Below are 21,375 nucleotides of genomic sequence, written 5' to 3' on the forward strand. Positions count from 1 at the left end.
TAACCCTTTGGAACTGTAATATTAATGTTTTGATCATATACAAAAATAGCCTCGAAGCGAGGCTATTTGAGTCAATACCATAAATTATTTATGGTATTTATTTTTTCTTAGTATTTGAAGTTTACAGACAGAACTGCGTTGCGACCTTCTGCTTCAGTGGCATAGTGAGATGCGTAGGCTTTAGTGAAATAACGTTTGTCAGAAAGGTTATTTACATTCAACTGTAAATCCACATTTTTGTTAACGGTATAACGCGCCATAGCATCGTAGCGTACGTAGCTTGGAACCCATTTCGTATTGGTAGCATTACCAAATACTTTATCCATGTAGGTAGCGCCACCACCGATTGTGAACTGTGGAAGGACTTGGTAAGTTGTCCAAAGTGTCGCGCTATTTTTCGCCACGTTTTGAACTTGATTGCCATCATTAGTCGCCGTACCATCATCGACTATTTCGCTATCTAAATAGGTATAACCAGCAGCAATAGCCCATTTATCAGTAATATTACCATTAGCGCCAAGTTCAATACCGTCTACACGAGTTTCACCGATATTACGAGTAAAGCCATCTGTATCTGTTGCACGAGTATTTTCTTTTTCTGTACGGAAAATTGCGGCAGTTAGATTTAAACGATTATTAAGGACATCCCACTTAGTTCCTAACTCGTAAGTTTTTATTTCTTCCGGTTTTAGGTTGTTCATTGCACGAGCTTGTTCTTCAGTCGTATTACGGCCTGGTGCACCAATACCTTCTGAACCATCACCAGCATCTACACCAACTGGGTTTGCTGAAGTTGCATAGCTCGCATAAATAGAGCCATTTTCAACAGGTTTAAATGTTAAACCAGCTTGATAGTTGAAGAAGTCTGAATCACTGTTTAGTTTAAGCTTATCACCAACTTGAGCCGTTGGTAGTACCGGTGGATTTGCTGTTGGGTTGCCTAATACAGCACTATTACGAGCACCATAAGTCATGGTCGAGTCAGTTTCAAATTTATCCCAACGTACACCTAAGTCAAGTAACCATTGAGGGTTGAATTCGATATTATCAAGAAAATAAACTGAGGTCGATTTTGATTTAATATTGTATAAATCTGCGCCATCCGTGCTAATACTGCCTGTCCATGGCCCACGATTCGGGTTTTGAACAGACGTACACCAGCCTGCAGGAGCTGTAGACGGACACGTTTGGCTTGCACTACCTGTTGCGTTGTCTCCATTAATAATATATTGGGTGCGATCCGTTTCTTGATCTGAGTATTCAGCGCCTAAGTTAAAGCTATGTAACAGAGAACCGGTATTAAATTTCCCTGTCAAAGCCAACTGGTCGGTAAAGGTTTCAGTATCGGCGATACGTGAGTTTACACGCGCCCAAACATTACCTGTCAAGGTACCAGTAGTTTTATCGTAGATGTTGCCTTTCGAGTCATCTGGGTTTGTCCACAGGTAATCATTTTTAGACTTGTTATAAACAGTAGTATTACTAATCGTTAGATTGTCAGTGAGGTCATGTTCTAACTTAATCGTACCGACTTGGTTTTCCTGTTTTTGGAAATCACGATCTTTCCAGCCGTAGTAGATGCCTTGTTTGACATCAATCGGTTTTCCTGAATATTGCGAATATCCAGTTGGATTGCTGTATGGCACACCAGAGTCAGGTGTATCGTCAGATTTTAAGTAGTAATAACCTAAAGTCGCGCGAGTAGGGGTATCTAAACCAAAAGTAATGCTTGGCGCGATTCCGGCACGTGCATATTCAGCACCATCTGCTTGACCCGCTTTTTCATTTTTATGCCCCATGACCGCAACACGTGCAGCAACGCCATTACCAAAGTCTTTGTTACTGTCTAGTGTGATACGTTGATAATTGTCTGTACCTGCACCAACTGAACCTTCTAAAAAGTCACCTTTTTTCGCAACCTTAGAAATCATGTTGATACTGCCGCCAGTTGTACCTGCACCACCCATGGCAGAAGCAGAACCTTTGGTCACTTCAACCTGTTCAACCGCAAACATTTCACGGTTTTGTGAAGTTGAGTTGCGCACACCATCGACATACATCGAGCTTTCAGTGTTATAGCCACGGATAAATGGACGGTCACCATTTGGGTTACCACCTTCACCAGCACCTAAAGTAATGCCTGGTACCGTACGTAAAGCATCACTTAAAGTTGTGACTTGAGTATCTTCGATCAGTTGTTTCGAAATAACTGAAACTGATTTTGGTGTATCAAGGAGCGGGGCAACAAATTTTGAACTTGCTGATATATCAACTTTAAAGCTCGGTGCTTTTTCAGCAGCAACTTCTTGGCTAATGGTTGGAAGTTGAGTGACTTGATCTTGTGCGATTGCATTTACAGCAATAACAGAAAGTGACGAAGCAATTGCTGAAGAAACAATTTTCTTACGTGTTTTGATGAAGGCCATTTCAAACCTGATTTGGAATAATGAATTTGTATGCGAATAATAATGATTCTTATTTGTTCTTTCATCTTTATACGATTGTAAATCACGATGAATAATTAAAATGTGATAGTAGTATTTAATGTAATGATATAACAAACTAAAATTAAGCTAATGTTTTTATTGAATATTGAAAAAATAAGTTATTTTTATTTGTTTAATTGAGATTATAAATATAGACATGATTGTGAATTAAATAAGAATAAATCGTAAATTGTTGATGTAAAAAAACCTGCCGAAGCAGGTTTTTTTTATAAAGTGTTATTTAGAATTTAAAGGTTGTACTTAATTGCACACGGCGACCTTCTTGGGTGTTGCTGTAAATATTATATGCACTACCATTTATAACTTCATACTTATTAAAGTCTTTGTCAAAGATATTATAAAGAGCTACGCCAACATCCCATTTATCATTAACTGCATAATTTGTACCTAAATGCACTAAGCCATAAGCTTCGTAGTCACCTAGGGCATTATAAACGGTCAAATCATCACCCGTTAAATTTGTGGTTTTGAAACGAGAGCGCTCAGTACGATATTCACCACGAAGCCATAAGTCTGCATTGTCTGCCACATTCCACTTTAAAGTAGCATTGAACATATGTTCAGGCGTGTCTTGTAACTTTTTACCTTTGTCTTTGCCTTTAGTTACTTCTGTTTCTGTCCAAGTGTAATTAAAGTTTAATTTCCAATCTTCGGCAAAGCCCCAGTTAATACCTAACTCTGTACCATAAATTTCGACTTCATCGACATTGTCTGGACGAGTAACTGTAAATGCACGATCACTTGATTGGTTCAGCCACTGCCAAGGTGTTCCGAGGCCAGTCAAATAGTCAGCACAGGCTTGGTTGACTAAACACTCTCCTGGTTTTCCACCCGTATTTACAGATGTATCTGTAATTGCACCGCTCACAATTTTGTCTTGAACCGTGCTTAAAAAGCCAGTTAAGTTAATATTTAAATTATTGTTCGGTGTGAAATATACGCCAAGTTCAAAATTATCACTTGTTTCAGGTTTTAGATTTTGATTACCAAAAATAGGCAGAGCGCCTTGGCGGCCAACATTAACAACCCCATTTGTTAATTGTTCTAGACGAGGAGCTTTATAGCCTTCCGAATATCCACCTTTAACCGTCCATGTATCATTAACATTCCATACTGCATAAGCACGTGGGGTAATGAAATCACCAAATGTGTCGTGGTCGTCATAACGTAAACCAAGTGTCAGTGCTAAGTTTGGTAACACATTCCAGGTATCTTCAGCAAATAAACCAATCTGTGTAAAACTTACTTCAGGTTTTGCAGCACGTAATCCATCTGAAACACTGGCATCCCACCATTGTCCCCCAAGCGTTAAACGATGGTTCTCAATTGCATTGACCGATAATTTTGTATCAAAAATCGTATCTTCACTCTCAATTGTTCGTGGAGTTTTTGTGGTTAAATCACCGTTTTGCATACGAGATGGGATAAGGCGGCCGACAGTTTCACTTTCATTTCGAGTCAAACTACTGTCTAAATCACCAATATTTGTACGCCATTGATGGGCAACAACATACTTGTCTCGATTAAACTCCATTTCGTCATCATAACCACCCGCTGGACCGACTGTACCCAATTGGAAGCCGGTAGAGTTTTTAGGGTTTTTATACGATTGACGGTGTGATTCTACATCGAGAGATAAATCATGATTCTCTGTTGGGGTTAAAGTTAAGCGAGCACCCAATGTATCAAGTTTGCCTTCAGATGGATTATTTCCGGTACCTAGAGCAGATTGGTCAATGTCACGTGTAACATTTGATTCATCACGCTCCCAATGCTTGGCACGAATTTGCAAACCTAGCAGATCTTGTACGATTGGTCCTGTAGCGTAAAGGTCGACACTGCGTTGATTACCGAAGTCTGAACTTTTTGGAAGAATAGAGCCTTCTAAACTAATTGAACCTGTCCATTCATGTGATACTTTTTTGGTAATAATATTAACGACACCACCCATCGCATCTGAACCATAAAGCGTAGAGGCAGGGCCATGAATGATTTCAATACGCTCAATTGCAGAAAGTGGAGGGATAAAATTATTCTTCGTTTCTCCAAAACCATTTGGAGTAATGTCACCAGTACTATTTTGACGACGACCATCAATCAAAACTAGCGTATATTCAGAGGGTAAACCGCGGATACTAATATCTAATCCACCCGTTTTTCCCGCTGTAGGGCTAATATCAACACCCTCTACATCACTTAACGCATCAGCAAGAGATGTAATGCGTTTTGTTTTGAAATCTTCTTTAGTTAATACCGTAATTGATGCCGGAGCATCTGTTACTTTTTGTTCATAACCAGCCGCAGAAACAACAATGGTCTCCATCTGTTGAGCTTGAGATTCAGTCGTTTCAGCATGTGCGAAACTCGTAGTAGTTACAATTGCCCCAAATAAAGCAGCGGAAAGAGGGTTGAGATTAAATTTACTCATAAAAGAATTCCAAATATGGACGAGATAAATATATGAAAATAAATTAAAAAAAATATCATTAAGAATAATAGTGAGAAAGTTTCTCATTTTCAACAATTAATTAAAAAATAATCAATATTTCTTCGAAAAAAGCTGAAAAATTCTAAAAATAAGAAGGGCATCCATGCCTGAATTTATAGTGTTATAATCCATTTTTGTATATCTTTAATTGTTGTCATATAATGTGGCACTTTTTTTTAAAACTGTTTTAACTAACAAATTATCGAGGAAGCCATGCAAGTAACTTCTGAAGCGGTTTCGGGCGTTGCCCGTCGTTTAAATGTATCTGTACCGACGAGCCGTATTAACGAGCAGTTTGAAGCTCGCTTGAAACGCACTGCCAAAACTGTGAAGATCAACGGCTTCCGTCCAGGTAAAGTACCTGTAAACGTTGTTCGTCGTGAATACGGTGCTGGTATCTATCAAGAAGTTGTAAACGACATCATTCGTGACACAGTATTCGAAGCGATCCAACAAGAAAAAATCAATGCTGTTGGTATGCCAAACATTGAAAAAACTGAAATGAAAGATGATGCTTTAGTTTATGAAGCAACTGTAGAAGTTTATCCAGAAGTTGAAGTTAAGTTCGAAGGTCTAGAAGTTGAACGTAAAACAACTTCAGTTGACGACAAAGACGTTGAGAAGATGATTGAAAATCTTCAAAAACAACGCGCTTCATGGGTTGAAACTAAAGGCATGGCTAAAAAAGACATGCAAGTAACTTTCGACTTTGAAGGTACTGTTGATGGCGAGAAGTTTGAAGGCGGCGCTGCTGAAGACTTTAAACTCGTTCTTGGTTCTGGTCGTATGATCCCTGGCTTCGAAGACGGTATCGTTGGTATGAAGAAAGGCGAAGAGAAAGTTATCGATGTAACTTTCCCTGAAGACTACCAAGCTGAAAACCTTGCTGGTAAAGCTGCTCAATTCAAAATCACTGTTAAGCTTGTTGAAAAACAAAAACTTCCAGAAGTTGATGCTGAATTCTTAAAAATCTTCGGTCTAACTGAAGAAGAAGGCGTTGAAAAGCTGAAAGCTGACGTGCGTAAAAACATGGAACGTGAAGTGAAAAACGGTCTTCGTAACCAAGTGAAAGGTGCAACTTTTGATGCGCTTGTAGCTGCAAACGAAGTAGAACTTCCAGAAGCAATGGTTGCTCAAGAAATTGACCGTCAACGTCAACAAATGATCCAACAATTCACTCAACAGTTTGGTGCTCAAGGCGCTAAAGCGTTTGATTCAAGCATGCTTCCAGATGACCTATTCAAAGAGCAAGCTGAAAAATCAGTTAAACTTGGCGTATTAGTCAGCAAAGTATTAGCTGAAGCTAAACTTGAAGTTGATGCTGCACGTGTTGATGCTTACATCGAAGACATGGCTTCTTCTTACGAAGATCCTAAAGAAGTAATTGAATACTTCAACAACGATAAACAGCAACGTGCTCAAATCGAAGCTGTTATTCTAGAAGACCAAGTTGTAGATCACATCTTAGCTTCTGCTAAAGTAACGGATACAACTGTGAGCTATGAAGACTTATTGAAAGAGCAACAAGCTCGTCAACAAGGCTAATTTCTAGCTTTCAAAAAAAGGCGCATTAAGCGCCTTTTTTTATCGAAATTTGCCCCCAAATAAGTTGTCCTGATTTCACAATGCTTATGAAAAAAATATCTGTTATTTAATTGGGAATCTTTTGCAATTTCGACAAATATCCCTCATATTGTGAATTATGGGTTGAGTCAGAAAAATTTAGGAATAAATAACGTATGTATGTTCCAACAATTGAAAACGCACTAGTACCAATGGTGGTAGAACAGTCATCTCGTGGCGAGCGTTCTTTTGATATTTATTCACGCCTTTTGCGTGAACGTGTGATTTTTTTAACCGGTGAAGTTGAAGACAACATGGCAAATTTGATTGTTGCCCAAATGTTGTTCTTAGAAGCAGAAAACCCAGATAAAGATATTCATTTATATATCAACTCACCAGGTGGTTCGGTTACTGCAGGTATGGCAATTTACGATACCATGCAATTTATTAAACCTGATGTTGTGACTTACTGCATGGGGCAAGCAGCATCGATGGGTGCATTCCTGCTTAACGCCGGTGCTAAAGGCAAACGTTACTGTCTTGAAAATGCCCGTGTCATGATTCACCAACCACTCGGTGGTTTCCGAGGTCAGGCATCTGATATTGAAATTCATGCACGTGAAATTCTATTCATCAAAGAACGTTTAAATCGTTTAATGGCAGAGCATAGTGGTCAAGACTACGAAACTGTTGCTCGAGATACTGACCGTGACAATTTTATGACAGCGCAAGCTGCGAAAGAATACGGTCTTGTGGACGAAGTTTTATCTAAACGCCCATAAGTTTTAAAGAATTAATTATTGGAGTGAATATGTCCGAACATCCTCAAGGACAAAAGCATTGTTCATTTTGCGGTAAAACGCAGTCTGAAGTCGGGAAACTGATTGCAGGTGAGGACGCGTACATCTGTAATGAGTGTGTGGACGTATGTCTTGACCTAGTTCAGACCAGTCAGCAAGTTGAATCAAATGACTGGGCAACTCGTCCTTTACCAAAACCGCATGAAATCCGTGCTGCGCTTGACCAATATGTGATTGGGCAAGATGTTGCGAAAAAGACCCTCTCTGTTGCGGTATACAACCATTATAAACGCCTAAAAATTGGCACCAGTGGTAAAAAACCAGAAGACGGTGTAGAGATTTCGAAAAGTAACATTATGTTGGTTGGACCAACAGGTTCAGGTAAAACGCTGCTTGCTCAGACACTTGCGCGTCTTTTAGATGTGCCATTTGCGATGGCAGATGCAACGACTTTAACTGAAGCTGGTTATGTGGGTGAAGACGTTGAGAACATTGTTCAAAAACTCCTTCAAAAAGCCGATTACGATGTAGAAAAAGCGCAAAAAGGCATTATCTATATCGATGAAATCGACAAAATTACCCGTAAGTCTGAAAACCCATCGATTACTCGTGATGTATCGGGTGAGGGTGTTCAGCAAGCATTATTGAAAATGATCGAAGGTACGGTTGCGTCGATTCCGCCTCAAGGTGGTCGTAAGCATCCGCAGCAAGAATTTATTCAAATTGATACTTCAAATATCCTATTTATCTGTGGTGGTGCATTCTCTGGCCTAGAGAAAATCGTACAGCAGCGTCAGGAAAAAGGCGGTATTGGCTTTACGGCTGAGGTCCGTAAGAAAGATGAAACTAAAAAATTATCTGACTTATTCCGCCAAGTTGAAGCGACAGATTTGGTTAAATTCGGTCTGATTCCTGAATTTATTGGTCGTTTACCTGTGATTGCTACCTTGGAAGAACTGGACGAAGAAGCATTGATGCAGATTCTGACAGAACCGAAAAATGCATTGACACGTCAATACCAATATTTATTTGAAATGGAAAATGTTGACCTCGTATTTGAAGACTCAGCATTGCGTGCCGTGGCTAAAAAAGCCCTTGACCGTAATACGGGCGCGCGTGGTCTGCGTTCGATTTTAGAAAATTCATTGCTTGAAACGATGTATGACTTACCAAGTCGTTCAGATGTGGGTACGGTTGTCGTCAATGAAGCTGTGATTAATGGTGAAGCGGAACCTGAATTTAAATCAGAACGTCAACCAAAGAAAACTGAAGAAGCTGCACCGAAGTCAGATTTAAAAGTTGTAAACTCTAAATCTGCTTAAGCGCTATTCGTCTGAAACGTGTGTAAATCCAAGATTTGCACACGTTTTTTATTTCCAAAAATAAAAGCAGAATGTTAATCTCAGCAGGATGGCGTGGATGCCTGAATGTAAAAAACTGAAAACAAAAGTGTAAAATAAAAAAAGACGCAGTGAGGGATAATCATGCGTGGAGTTGCAATTCTACTTTTAAGCAGTGTAGCGCTGCTGGGTTGTCATGGAAAATCAGCCGTTGAGCAAACGTCATTGGCTTCAACATTAAAGCCCGTGGATCCTGAAAGTACACCGGGCCATATTGAGCAATATCGATTGGGTATGTTTACCATTGGTGGTTGGGTCAATCAGAAACAAGGCCGACATTTTCAAGAAGTGAAAGCTCAGCATGATCAAGCAGCGATTGTGTATTTATATCGTCCAGACAGTAAGTGGAATCGTCAAGAAATTGTGGCCAGCAGCTTATTTCTGAACAGTGAGCGTATTCCAAGTTTATTGAATAATCATTATTACTGGGTGGAGTTACCTGCGGGGAATTACCGCTTATCATCGAGTCGCCCTTTGGGGGTGAATCATTTTCAAAAACCTAAATATTTAGACTTTGATGTTGAAGCAGGTCAAACTTACTTCATTAAATATGATGAAGAGAATTTATCCAGTAAAAGAACGGTTTCAGGGCCATTGCTGCTCATGCCTGAAAAAATTGGTCGAAATGAAATCGCATTTACAGAGTTGAAATCCAACAGTTTTAACTTTGTGGCAGAAGATCAAAACACTGGAAAAGTGCGGAAAAGTGCGCAGAAGTTGAAAGCACCTCATTATGATCCTGCGGAAGATGTGCAGTTGACCAAGCCTTTTAAACTGTGGAATCCATTAACTTGGTAATGTAATTAGCTCGTGTTTTTGAGTGTGTGAAAGCATTAAATAGCGAATGTCATTCGACAGACAGTCTAAATATTGACAATAAAAAAAGCACCCGATGGGGCACTGCTGTCCCATAGTTTGCTTTAAATAAAAAAACCTGAGTCCTAACAGTTAAAATATGAGTGCAAACAAACACTTTAACGACCAGGATTCAGGTTTTGTCACATCAGAATACCGTATTTCATGAGCTAATTAAACCTGTTGTGCGACAGGATTTTGAACAACTTGCTAAAGTGCACCATGTTGGACAGAAATTTAGAGCGGCTTCCCGGTGGGATCAGTTTATTGCCATATTGATGTCTCAATTCTCTTGTAGGCAAAGTCTGAGAGATATTCAATCCAATTTGGAGTGCCAACAGGAAAAGCTAAGTCATCTCGGAGCAAAGTCTATTCCCCGAAGCACGCTGGCACGAATCAATGAGCAGCAGCCTGCTGCCTTGTATCAACAGCTATTTTACAAGTTGCTTAAATACTATGACCACTCAAAAGTCGCTCATAAGTTTCGCTTTAAGAATCCCTTGTATTCCTTGGATGCCAGTCATATTGACCTGTCGCTTTCCTTATGTGAATGGGCCAAAGTTCACGACTCAAAAGCCAGCATGAAACTCAGTATAGGATTGAATCACAGCAATGATATTCCTGAGTTTGTTGCAGTTGAAAATGGCAAAGAAAATGACATGGTACAAGGCCGCAAATTCCAGTTTCCTGCTGGCAGCATTGTAGTTTTTGATAAAGGCTATGTCGATTACCAATGGTATGCAAATCTGACTGCTCAAAACATTGGATTTGTCACACGTTTTAGGCCTAAATCTGTGTATCAGGTGATCCAGCAACATCCAGTGCTTGAATCCAAAGGTATTCTAAAAGATGAAACCATTCAGCTGAATAGCGCACATGCCCTAAAAAGAAAAGCCCCAGTGTTAAGAAGAATTGAATATAGAGATCAGCAAAGTGGCAAGCACTTTAGCTTTCTCAGCAATAACTTTCATTTAGCCGCCTCCACCATTGCGGCGATTTATAAAGATCGTTGGAAAGTTGAGCTGTTCTTTAAGGCGATTAAGCAGAATCTCAAATTAAAAGCGTTTCTAGGTCGCAGCAGGAACGCAATTCAGACACAAATCTGGATTGCGATGATCGCCTATTTATTGGTGAGTTTCGCTCAACATTTAGGAAAAACAGGTTGGACAGTTCAACGTTTACTCAGAATAATTCAAGTGAATTTGTTTGAAAGAAGAACTTTAAAAGCTTTATTTTCACCCGATAAAATACCCATAAAACAAGAGGAAGCTCAAATGAGCTTCCTCTTGTGAAAAATTGTGGGACAGCAGTGCCCGATGGGGTGCTTTTTTTTGATCTTGAACGTGGCGAAATTAGTTCGCAGCAGCATCAACTACTGGGATTTTACCAATTTTTGCTTGCCAGATTTTTGGTGCAGTTGCGTGAACAGAAGTACCATTTACGTCAACAGCTACAGATACAGGCATGTCTTTTACAACAAATTTGTAGATCGCTTCCATACCTAAGTCAGCGAAAGCAACCACTTCAGCTTCACGAATCGCTTTCGATACTAAGTAAGCAGCACCACCAACAGCCATGAGGTAAGTTGCTTTGTTGTCTTTGATTGCTTCAACAGCAGCAGGGCCGCGATCCGCTTTACCAATCATACCGAACATGCCAGTTGCTTCAAGCACTTGACGTGTGAACTTATCCATACGAGTTGCAGTTGTTGGGCCAGCAGGACCAACGACTTCGTCACCGACTGGATCAACAGGGCCAACGTAGTAAATAAATTTACCTTTTAGGTCAACTGGAAGTTCTTCACCTTTGTTTAACATGTCAACCATACGTTTGTGCGCAGCGTCACGACCTGTATAGATTGTACCGTTAAGAAGCAGTGTGTCACCCGGTTGCCAAGAGTTCATTTCTTCTTGAGTGATGTTATCTAAGTCAACACGTTTAGATGTTGATGAATCCCAAGTCACCGCTGGGTAGTCTTCAAGGCTAGGCGCTTGAATATGTGCTACACCTGAACCGTCTAATTGGAAATGTGCATGACGAGTTGCAGCACAGTTAGGAATCATACCTACTGGTTTACCCGCAGCATGACATGGGTAGTCTTTGATTTTGATATCAAGAACAGTCGTTAAACCGCCAAGACCTTGAGCACCAATACCTAAAGCATTTACTTTTTCGAAGATTTCGATACGAAGTTCTTCGATTTGGTTTTGTGGGCCACGACGAAGTAATTCGTCCATGTTGATTTCTTCCATCAATGCTTCTTTTGCAAGCATCATGGCTTTTTCAGCAGTACCACCAATACCGATACCGAGCATACCAGGAGGACACCAACCTGCACCCATGGTTGGAACAGTTTTAAGTACCCAATCTACGATAGAGTCAGAAGGGTTAAGCATTGCAAGTTTAGATTTGTTTTCTGAACCGCCACCCTTAGCAGCAACAGTAATATCAACTTTATTACCCGGAACGAGTTTGTAGTGAATTACAGCAGGGGTGTTGTCTTTGGTATTTTTACGACCAAAAGCAGGATCAGCTAATACTGATGCACGAAGAATGTTTGAGTTTTCAAGATAACCTTGACGTACACCTTCGTTAATTGCATCGTCTAGGCTCATGGTTAAATCAAATTTAACGTCTAAGCCCACTTCAAGAAATACGTTCACAATACCCGTATCTTGACAGATAGGACGATGGCCTTCTGCACACATACGAGAGTTAATTAAAATTTGTGCAATCGCGTCTTTTGCGGCTTTGTTTTCTTCACGGTCATACGCACGGCTCATCGCTTGGATGAAGTCCTGTGGGTGATAGTAAGAAATGAACTGAAGCGCATCTTTTACCGATGTGATCAAGTCATCTTGCTTGATAATAGTTGTCATACAAATATCTCTTGAGCGGGCTGATAGCTAGCGGGCTAAATTATAAGACAAAAATACAGTTGTGTGGGTATTTCGCTTAATCTTTGGCCGAAAGTTTAATAGGCTTAAACAGCGCCATATTTAACTGTCATAAATGGCCTGAAAATGACATTTTAACTGTCATATTTCATGAAATATTTGTCACATAACTAGAGGAGGAGATATGTTTTAATTTTTAAGATATTGAAAATAAAAAATATTTATTATTTTTGAAAATTTTATATTTGTCATATAACTGTCATATAACTTTTACATAATGACGTCATCAAAGTTAGAGTGTGAATTATATGGTTACTCCAGTGTTGTCAGTTATTGGTTTTTCTCTGTTTATCGCAGCAACTTGGTTCTATGGTCAACAAGAAGATCAAGCCTAAAGCTTTATCTTCTTTTTTTTTGCTTAAAATTTTATAAAAATAATATTCTTCTTCAAATCTTCAAATCTTCAAATCTTCAAATCTTCAAATCTTCAAATCTTCAAATCTTCAAATCTTCAAATCTTCAAATCTAATCATGAGTAATAGCTAATTTTTAGTCTTGGCATTAGTTTGCCTCAGAGTGATAATCATCGTTGATCGCTAGAGCTTTCAATTTTTTACTAAACTTTAATTATCAACGCTAAATTTTGAAGTAATTACTTGAGAGATAAAATAAAAATGAGCTCTATTACTGTACCTTCAACTGTTGAATCAGATTGGGAGATACTGAAAAATTTACGGCTAGAAGCATTACAAGACAGTCCCGATGCATTTACAGCAACTTTTGAAAAAACCAAAACTCATAGTGATTCTGAATGGCGTGATAGAGTTGCGCAAAAAAGACCATGCCAGTTTCTATTGGCATTTGACGGAATGAGAGCTGTAGGCATGGTTGGAGGTACTATTGATAAACAGCATGAATTTACTGTAGTTGCAATGTGGTTGTATGAGAATTATCGGGGAAACAGTGTTGCTGATCTTTTAATATCTAGTCTACAAAATATGCAGCAAACCAAGGTTATACAAAAATTGTACTTCGTGTTGAATTAACTAATTTACGAGCTACTCAATTTTATTCTAAACAAGGTTTTATAAAAGTTCTTGAGCAATCTTCTTTAAAATCAGGCTTAGAGCTTAGCAGTCAAAAAATGGAGTGCTTGCAGTTCTTTTAATGGTCAACTTTTTTCGTATATAAGTGCTTAAAAAAAATAACTCTAATTTTTATATTATCAAATATTTATATTAAACATTTGTTTTATTTTTCATGTAATTGTCATGGGATTGCAAGTGTATTGTCATACAGAGTCTTTAGGTTATTGCAGTATTTCTCAAGGACCAAAGAGGTTAGACGTTGAATTACAAAGCACTCATCTGCTGTATGGTTTTCACCCCCATGCTGACAATGCAGGCAGCACAAGCAGAATTTATTAAAGATAGTAAAGCAGAAATAGATTTTAAAAATTATTATTTTGATCAAGATCAAGAGCCTAACGATAAAGATTCGACAGTTTGGGGACAAGGTATTGAATTGAGTTATCAATCTGGCTTTACCGAAGGTCAAGTCGGTTTTGGTTTAGATGCTACTGCGGCAGCAGGTATACGTTTAGACGGCAGTAAAGATAAAGCCAAAAATTCGTTGATGTTTCCTTTAGAAGGTGATGGTAGTCCAACAAATTATTGGACACGTGCATATCCCACTTTAAAAGCGCGCTATCAGAAAACTGATGTAAAAGTCGGGGAGTTACGCCCTAATTTACCCATTTTAAGTCGAAGCTTTGCTCGCTTGCTCGAATCTGCCTATTTAGGTGGTCAAGTCACTTCTAAAGATGTAAAGGGATTGACTTTAACGGGTGGTTACGTCACTAAAGCAATTCCACGTGCATCACGAGATGCTTCAAAGCTTTCTATTAAAGGCGCAACCGAAACCAGTGATGGGTTTATGTTTGGCGGTGCGGACTGGAAGCCCAATAAAAATTTAACGCTACAGTACTATGCCGGTGAGCTGGATGATTTTTATGTACAGCAATTTATCGGCGTGAAACACAAATTTCCATTCAGTGAAAACCAGAGTTTTAATACGGACTTACGTTTATTTGATACTCAAGCGACTGGAGCTAATGAGCGTGGTGAAAAAGGCTATGGAGCTAAAGTAGATAACCAGACAGCCAGTGTGGATTTCAAATACAAATTTAAAAATCATCAGCTGCAATTTGGCGCGCAAAAAATTGGTGATGATGGCGATTTTCTGCATATGAATCAGGGCAGTTTAGATAATGGTGCAGATGGGACTTTCATTTACTTACCAACCAACCGTTTGTTGCAGAACTTTACCAATGCTGGTGAAAAGTCCACATGGTATGGCTATCGATATGACTTTAATGATCAATACTTGAAAGGGCTGAATTTATCATTCATCAAAGTCCAAGGACGTGACTTTGGTAAATGTGGTTGTGCAACTGAGTCCGAAATTGACTATACCTTGCGTTATAAAGTGCCGGAAGGCAAATTCAAAAATTTAGGTTTTACCGCTCAGTACGGAAAATTCAAAAAAAGTACAGGAACAAAGCAGGAACAAAGCCGTATCTACTTAACCTACACCCTGCCAATTTTCTAATCCAAAACTGATCAGATTAATTTATTAATAAGTTTATAGAGAAATAAAAATGAATCATATTAATTCGAATCGTCGTCAATTCTTAAAGGGTTTGATGGGAGTCGGGTCTTTAGCGTTATTTTCTGGACTGAGTCCAGTAAGCACGTGGGCAAATGCCAAATTTCCGATTAGCCCGTTTCAATTAGGCGTTGCTTCAGGTGAACCTTGGCCAGATGGCTTTGTGATTTGGACGCGTGTTGCACCATATCCACTTTCTGTAGATGGTGGGATGCCGAAGGAAGCTGTTGAAGTGGATTGGGATATTGCTACAGATATTGAATTTAAGAAAATTGTGCAAACTGGGAAGGCGCAGGCACATCCTGACTTACATCACACAGTACATGTAGAGATAAGTGGTTTAGCACCGATGACACGCTATTATTATCGATTTAGATTGGCTGGTTATGAAAGTTCTGTAGGTACAGCAAAATCAGCACCTGCCGCGCACCAAATGCCAGAACGAGTTCGAGTCGCTGTAGTGGGCTGTCAGCATTATGAAACGGGTTATTACACGGCCTATGACTACTTGAGCAAAGAAAAAGAGATAGATTTAGTTTTCCACTATGGTGACTATATTTATGAAGGACCAGAGGGTAAAGGTGGGGGGCGTGCAATTGGAGATTTAAGAATTTCAATTCCTGCACGTCAACATATTGGTCCGGAAATTCAAACTTTACTGCAATATCGTATTCGTTATGCACAGTACCGTGCGGATCCCGATTTACAAGCTGCACATGCATCTGCACCTTTTGCGATGACGTTTGATGATCATGAAGTAGATAACAACTGGGCTGCAGATATTGAAGAAAAAGGCGAGAAGAAAGACATATTTTTGCTGCGCCGCGCAGCAGCGTTTCAAGCGTGGTACGAATATATGCCTGTACGCTTAAAACAGAAGCCGAACGGTCCAGATATCCTTGCTTACCGTACTTTAGATTATGGCAAAATGCTACGGATGAATATTTTAGATACACGACAATACCGTTCTCCAATTTTATGCACCAAAGCTCAGTTAGAAGATGGGTTTGATAAAATAGATTACTGCCGTACTGAGAATAGCCGAAATGAGCAGGTTCTTGGTAAAGCACAAGAGCAATGGTTGGCGAAGCAAATGCGCCATGATAAGCGTTGGAATGTCTTGGCACAGCAAATTCAGGTTATGCCTTGGGTACGTTATAACAAATCAGGCAAAGCTTATTTTGGGAAAGATACGTGGAATGGCTATCCATACGCACGCGAGCGCTTGATTGAATCTATCAAAAAAAATGCACCTCATGGTAATACAGTAATTTTGTCAGGAGATTTGCATCAATATTTTGCAGCGAATATTCCAAGTGATTTGAATGATTTTAAGAGTCCATCGATTGCAACCGAATTTTTAACTACATCGATAACCTCTACCGGCAATGGTCAACCAATCCGTCCAGGGCAGGAAGATGTGCTGAAGTTAAATCCACACATCAAATTTATCAATGATCAACGCGGTTATCAGACTTTAGACTTTTTTAAAGACTATATGCGTACAGACTTAAAGGTTCTAGACTTTGTTGAAAAACCAGGTGGAAAAATGACGACCGTAGCAAGTTTTGAAGTGGCTTACGGCAAGCCAGAACTGAAGCAGATTGAATCTTAATAAAACGGTATCAAAATACTTCTGCTAAATTAAATAAAGCGCTTAGATGGTTCTAAGCGCTTTATTTTTATATTGGACATGCACATCTATTAAAAACCACTGCCCTGCATTTAATCTACTATCTATGCAATGAGACAAGATGCTGATTTTTTTAATCAGATTTTTTGTGTGTGGCAGAAATAAGATGGTTAATTTCAGTTTTGGCTTTAATCATATCGGCTTGGAATTGTGGATCTGCCTGCAAGCGTGAAAATTGCGCTGCTCCCATAATACGGCCAGCATCGACATCACTTTGCCAATGCATATTGCACACGACTCGGCTTTGACCAAATTCAATACCACGTTTAAGAATTTGACTTTGACGCTCAGGACGTAACTCTGCTAAGACTAATGCATATGTCCAACCGATAGTTGTATGTCCAGAAGGATAGGAAACATATTGATTTTTTTCATCTTCTTCTTCAGGAGTACAAGTGCTGACATTAAAATAGCCATATGGACGTTCACGGCTATATTTCTTTTTTGCAGTTTGAGTAGAGTATCTACTATCAAGTTTAATCTTTCTTAAAATTTCAAATAAAATAGGTGTATTTTTCTCATTAATTTCTACACCAAATGCATGTGAAAAAGGTCGCCCTAAGTGTGCATTTGAAACATCCGCATCAATTTGTGCTTGCTGCCAGCGAGCTGTATTTTTCAAATATTGAGATTGTTTAAAAATACTTTGATCACGAATAAAATCTGCACTATAGGCTTGTGGAGGAGTAGATAATATTTCAAGACTATTTGGAGCTGAGTCAGGTGTTAGATATGAATCTGCGGCCATGGAGTGTGCGCTTAAGCAAACCCATATTAATGTAGAGATGGCGCATGGAGTATAAAATTTTAAGTTTGTCATGATATAGCTAAGTTATGAATAATTAAAAAAGCGCTCATACCATAAGCAATAATATTGACTCTAAGATGACAAGAATTAATAAGATGAAAATTATCGCAATATAAATAAGATTGAAATGCGGAAAAATCGGAATGAATAAAAAAACCACCCAATCTTTCGAAAGGGTGGTTTAGAACTCGAAACTAAAATTAAGCTTCTTGCTGTTCGGATTGAATTGCCGTTAATGCAATGGTAAACACGATGTCATCGACCAAAGCCCCACGTGACAAGTCATTTACAGGCTTGTTTAAACCTTGCAGCATAGGGCCAACACTGACTACATTTGCAGAACGTTGAACTGCTTTATAGGTTGTATTACCTGTATTTAAGTCAGGGAAGATAAACACATTGGCACGACCAGCCACTTTAGAGTCAGGTGCTTTAGAGCGTCCCACACTTTCCACCGATGCAGCATCGTATTGAAGCGGGCCATCAATAAGTAAGTCTGGACGGCGTTCTTTGGCAATACGTGTTGCTTCAGCCACTTTCTCGACATCTGCGCCTGCACCAGAAGTACCTGTTGAATACGAAATCATTGCGATACGTGGGTCAATACCAAAAGCTTTCGCTGAATCTGCAGATTGAATCGCAATCTCTGCAAGCTGTTCTGCATTTGGATCTGGATTAATGGCACAGTCACCATATACATAGACTTCATCTGGTAACAGCATGAAGAATACTGAAGAAACCAATGAATAATCAGGTGCAGTCTTAATCAATTGGAATGCAGGACGTACAGTATTCGCCGTAGTATGTACTGCGCCTGAGACTAAGCCATCCACCTGATCGAGTGCAAGCATCATGGTACCTAAAACCACAGTATCTTGTAGCTGTTCACGTGCTTGTAGATCATTGAGTTTACCTTTACGCAGCTCAACCATTTTAGGCACATAGTTTTCACGAATCAGATCTGGATCAATAATTTCCAAATCATGTGGAAGTTCGATATTACGTGCTTTTGCAACTTCAATCACGGCTTCAGGTTTTGCCAATAAAATACAGTGTGCAATGCCACGTGATTGACAAATGGCAGCCGCCTGAATGGTGCGTGGTTCATCACCTTCAGGTAGAACAATTCGTTTTTTCGCAGCAATAGATTTTTGTACTAATTCATGACGGAATGCAGAAGGGGACAAACGGGGTTGATACGAACCATTCAATACTTCAGTAATCCACTCAGCATTGATGTGGCTTGAAACAAAGCGGGTCACTTGTTCTGCACGTTCTACGTCATCGACAGGAATTTCATTGCCTAAATTTGAAAGTTGTTGTGCCGTTTCAAAAGTGCTTAAAGGCGTATGTAAAATCGGTAAGCCTTGCTTAATCGCGGTTTGGCAGAAATCCAAAACTTGTGGGTTCGGTTGATGGTGTTCAGTCAAAACCAAACCGGCAAGTGGAATACCATTGCTACTTGCAAGGCTAGAAGCCAACAACACATCAATACGGTCAGAGGCGCTGATAATCAGTTCACCTGCCACAAATTTGTGAAGTTCATGTTCAATATTAGAGGCAACTAAGCTGCTATGTAGTACGCGTCGATGAGCAGCATCGCCTTGGTTGATCCATTCTGATTGAATATGCGTCGCCAAGTCAGACATGCGCGGTACGCTGAGCGTATTACTAAATGGAACGAGGCCAATAACAGGTAGCTGTGTAGAACCAATTTGCGGATTACTTTGTTGTAATTCGAGTACAAATTTATTGGTGTCACTAATTAAACGCAGATTTGGATCAAGTGTGACAGGAATTTGCGCAGACTCTTCTGGCAAGCCACGTGTGCGCATAAACAAAACACCCGCAGTACGTTCAGATGCAGCACCACCGAATTGGCGTAGAGAACTATCAATTTTCTCAGCCGTTTTCGTGGCATTTTGAATATCTGCAGTGCTGACAATAATCACTTTAGCATCGAGTGCTTTTGCTAAAGTCGCATTCAGTTCTGAGGCAAAGTTATCTCGGCTGTTTGGAACCAAGCCTTCAACAATAATCAGATCATGCTTTTTTGCAATTTCACGGTGCAAACGAACTGCTTCTTCGAGCAATTCATCACTTTCATCATGACTCAGTTGTTTCACGATGGTGGCATGATGAATGGGTTCTACCGTTTCATTATTAAATAAATGACGATAAAGAGCCGTTGTACGGTCTACAGTATCTGCGACATTTTCCTGTGAAAATGGTTTCAGAAAACCTGCTTTGACCCCTTGGCATTCCAAAGCATAAATTAAACCTAAGCATGCAGATGTTAAACCTACACCTTCCCCAGTTGGCACGAGTAAAATTGTTTTCATACGGTGTCTAAATTAAAGCTAAAAATTAATATTGAAGGCGAAGGGGCTGATGCGATTGCTTATGCAATCGCAGCTTCAGCATCAGACTTTTTTGTAGCAGACGCTGTCACCTCGTCTACAACATGCTCAGTTTCTTTGGCAATACGGCCTTCTTCATCGGTTGGAACAACCCAAATTTGTGGGCCAGTACCGTGGTCAATACGACCTTCAGTACCGCGTTTTAAGTTGTCATTTAATTCTTTACTCAGGTTGAAACCAAAGTGCGGTAAGTATGAAACCGTTTTTTCACGAATGTAGGCAGAGTTTTCACCAATACCACCTGTGAAGAATAAACCGTCAATACGTGGTAGACCACAGCTGAGACCTGCCAAAGATTTTGCTAAACGGTAGCAGAATACTTCAATGGCAAGCGCGGCATCTTCATTGCCTTGTTCCGATGCTTCGATCAATGTACGCATGTCATTTGATAGATCAGACAAACCGAGTAGGCCTGATTGGCTGTTCAGCATCTTGTCGATTTTGTAGATATCCCAACCTAAGTTGCTTGCAAGGAAGCTGTGAATACTTGGGTCAACATCACCACTACGTGTGCCCATGACTACACCTTCAAGTGGAGTCAGACCCATTGACGTATCTACAGATTGACCATTCCAAATCGCACAAGTCGAGCTACCATTGCCTAAGTGAGCAGTTAACCAGCCACCTTGTTTAAAGCTGCCTGCCAACATTGAGCCACGCTCAGATACGTAGGCATGGCTAGTACCGTGGAAGCCATAACGACGTACGTTATGCTGTGTGTACAAGAATTTTGGTAATGCATAGCGGTATGCATGAGACGGCATGGTTTGGTGGAATGCTGTATCGAATACGGCTACTTGTGGAAGTTCAGGGAACAAACGCATGGTTGCTTCGATACCCACCAAGTGAGCAGGGTTATGCAATGGCGCAAGCGGTGTAGCTTCACGAATACGTTCAATAATTTCTGGTGTTAATAGCTCAGCTTTGGTTAATGTACCGCCGTGTACCACGCGGTGACCAATCGCTTGAGGATTATGGTGAGCCAAACGCTCTAAAATAGTTTCGAGGGCTTTTTCATGGTCAGCATGTGGAATAGACAGCTCAAGCGCAGCACCACCCGTAGTGACCCCTTTAATACGTGCATCAGCAGAACCTAGGTTCTCGGCCAGACCAAAAATACGATCTTCACGGCGCTCAGAAACTAACGCATATTTGATAGAAGAAGATCCGCAGTTAATTACTAATACTGATGTAGACACGTTTAAATACCCGAATTCTAATTGAAATACTTATCCATAATGTTGATCTGATTGCAGTTGTATTGATTGATGCAATTT

Annotated in this window: 14 protein-coding genes; 8 read left to right on the top strand and 6 right to left on the bottom strand. The window is 39.9% G+C overall.

Translation table 11 applies throughout. The features are described 5' to 3' along the window. Nucleotides 1-107: 107 nt before the first annotated feature. Together MST16_RS02475 and MST16_RS02480 are read right to left on the bottom strand one after the other, a co-directional pair. Nucleotides 108-2,426, bottom strand: a complete 2,319-nt coding sequence (locus MST16_RS02475) for a TonB-dependent siderophore receptor (protein ID WP_180010206.1) — start codon at nucleotides 2,424-2,426, stop codon at nucleotides 108-110. Nucleotides 2,427-2,727: 301 nt separating this feature from the next. Beyond that, complete coding sequence (locus MST16_RS02480) at nucleotides 2,728-4,935, bottom strand: TonB-dependent receptor domain-containing protein (RefSeq protein ID WP_180010207.1); 2,208 nt, start codon at nucleotides 4,933-4,935, stop codon at nucleotides 2,728-2,730. Nucleotides 4,936-5,208: 273 nt separating this feature from the next. Between MST16_RS02480 and tig the strand changes: the two genes are divergently transcribed. The 5 genes from tig to MST16_RS02505 all read left to right on the top strand — a co-directional run bounded on the left by tig (nucleotide 5,209) and on the right by MST16_RS02505 (nucleotide 10,905). Continuing rightward, nucleotides 5,209-6,540: a trigger factor gene (tig, locus tag MST16_RS02485; RefSeq protein WP_180010208.1), complete on the top strand. Its 1,332-nt coding sequence runs from the start codon at nucleotides 5,209-5,211 to the stop codon at nucleotides 6,538-6,540. Nucleotides 6,541-6,734: 194 nt separating this feature from the next. Next, nucleotides 6,735-7,340 carry an ATP-dependent Clp endopeptidase proteolytic subunit ClpP gene (gene clpP, locus MST16_RS02490; RefSeq protein WP_078192707.1) on the top strand — a complete coding sequence of 202 codons (606 nt, stop codon included), beginning with the start codon at nucleotides 6,735-6,737 and terminating at the stop codon, nucleotides 7,338-7,340. Nucleotides 7,341-7,369: 29 nt separating this feature from the next. Next, nucleotides 7,370-8,680, top strand: a complete 1,311-nt coding sequence (clpX, locus tag MST16_RS02495; protein ID WP_180010209.1) for an ATP-dependent protease ATP-binding subunit ClpX — start codon at nucleotides 7,370-7,372, stop codon at nucleotides 8,678-8,680. A gap of 162 nt (nucleotides 8,681-8,842) precedes the next feature. Then, nucleotides 8,843-9,556 (top strand): DUF2846 domain-containing protein, encoded by a 714-nt coding sequence (locus MST16_RS02500; protein WP_180007185.1) that lies wholly within the window; start codon nucleotides 8,843-8,845, stop codon nucleotides 9,554-9,556. A 197-nt stretch (nucleotides 9,557-9,753) separates the two neighbouring features. Continuing rightward, the gene (locus MST16_RS02505; RefSeq protein WP_104425765.1) at nucleotides 9,754-10,905 is read left to right on the top strand and encodes an IS4-like element ISAbe18 family transposase; all 1,152 of its coding nucleotides are present in this window, start codon (nucleotides 9,754-9,756) and stop codon (nucleotides 10,903-10,905) included. 60 nt (nucleotides 10,906-10,965) lie between these two features. Here the strand turns inward: MST16_RS02505 and MST16_RS02510 are convergent, their stop codons facing one another. After that, a complete protein-coding gene (locus tag MST16_RS02510) occupies nucleotides 10,966-12,492 on the bottom strand; it encodes a fumarate hydratase (RefSeq protein WP_078189659.1) in 1,527 nt (508 codons plus the stop codon). A 692-nt stretch (nucleotides 12,493-13,184) separates the two neighbouring features. On the opposite strand from MST16_RS02510, the gene MST16_RS02515 reads away from it, so the two are divergent. The 3 genes from MST16_RS02515 (at nucleotide 13,185) to MST16_RS02525 (ending at nucleotide 16,792) form a co-directional block, all read left to right on the top strand. Beyond that, complete coding sequence (locus MST16_RS02515; protein WP_180010210.1) at nucleotides 13,185-13,556, top strand: GNAT family N-acetyltransferase; 372 nt, start codon at nucleotides 13,185-13,187, stop codon at nucleotides 13,554-13,556. A gap of 343 nt (nucleotides 13,557-13,899) precedes the next feature. Next, nucleotides 13,900-15,120 (top strand): OprD family outer membrane porin, encoded by a 1,221-nt coding sequence (locus tag MST16_RS02520; RefSeq protein WP_180010211.1) that lies wholly within the window; start codon nucleotides 13,900-13,902, stop codon nucleotides 15,118-15,120. 49 nt (nucleotides 15,121-15,169) lie between these two features. Then, nucleotides 15,170-16,792, top strand: coding sequence for an alkaline phosphatase (locus MST16_RS02525; RefSeq protein ID WP_078192703.1), 1,623 nt, complete (start codon nucleotides 15,170-15,172; stop codon nucleotides 16,790-16,792). Nucleotides 16,793-16,943: 151 nt separating this feature from the next. Here MST16_RS02525 and MST16_RS02530 read toward each other — a convergent pair whose 3' ends face one another. From MST16_RS02530 to MST16_RS02540, 3 genes are all read right to left on the bottom strand, one after another. After that, nucleotides 16,944-17,618, bottom strand: coding sequence for a phosphatase PAP2 family protein (locus tag MST16_RS02530; RefSeq protein ID WP_180010212.1), 675 nt, complete (start codon nucleotides 17,616-17,618; stop codon nucleotides 16,944-16,946). Between the two features lie 260 nt (nucleotides 17,619-17,878). Beyond that, nucleotides 17,879-20,020 carry a phosphate acetyltransferase gene (gene pta, locus MST16_RS02535; RefSeq protein WP_078192701.1) on the bottom strand — a complete coding sequence of 714 codons (2,142 nt, stop codon included), beginning with the start codon at nucleotides 20,018-20,020 and terminating at the stop codon, nucleotides 17,879-17,881. A 59-nt stretch (nucleotides 20,021-20,079) separates the two neighbouring features. Further along, entirely contained in the window at nucleotides 20,080-21,297 is a 1,218-nt protein-coding gene (locus MST16_RS02540; protein WP_180010213.1) for an acetate/propionate family kinase, read from the bottom strand. Between the last annotated feature and the right edge of the window lie 78 nt (nucleotides 21,298-21,375).

The sequence above is a fragment of the Acinetobacter sp. YH16040_T genome (assembly GCF_024605785.1).
Lineage (GTDB): Bacteria > Pseudomonadota > Gammaproteobacteria > Pseudomonadales > Moraxellaceae > Acinetobacter > Acinetobacter amyesii.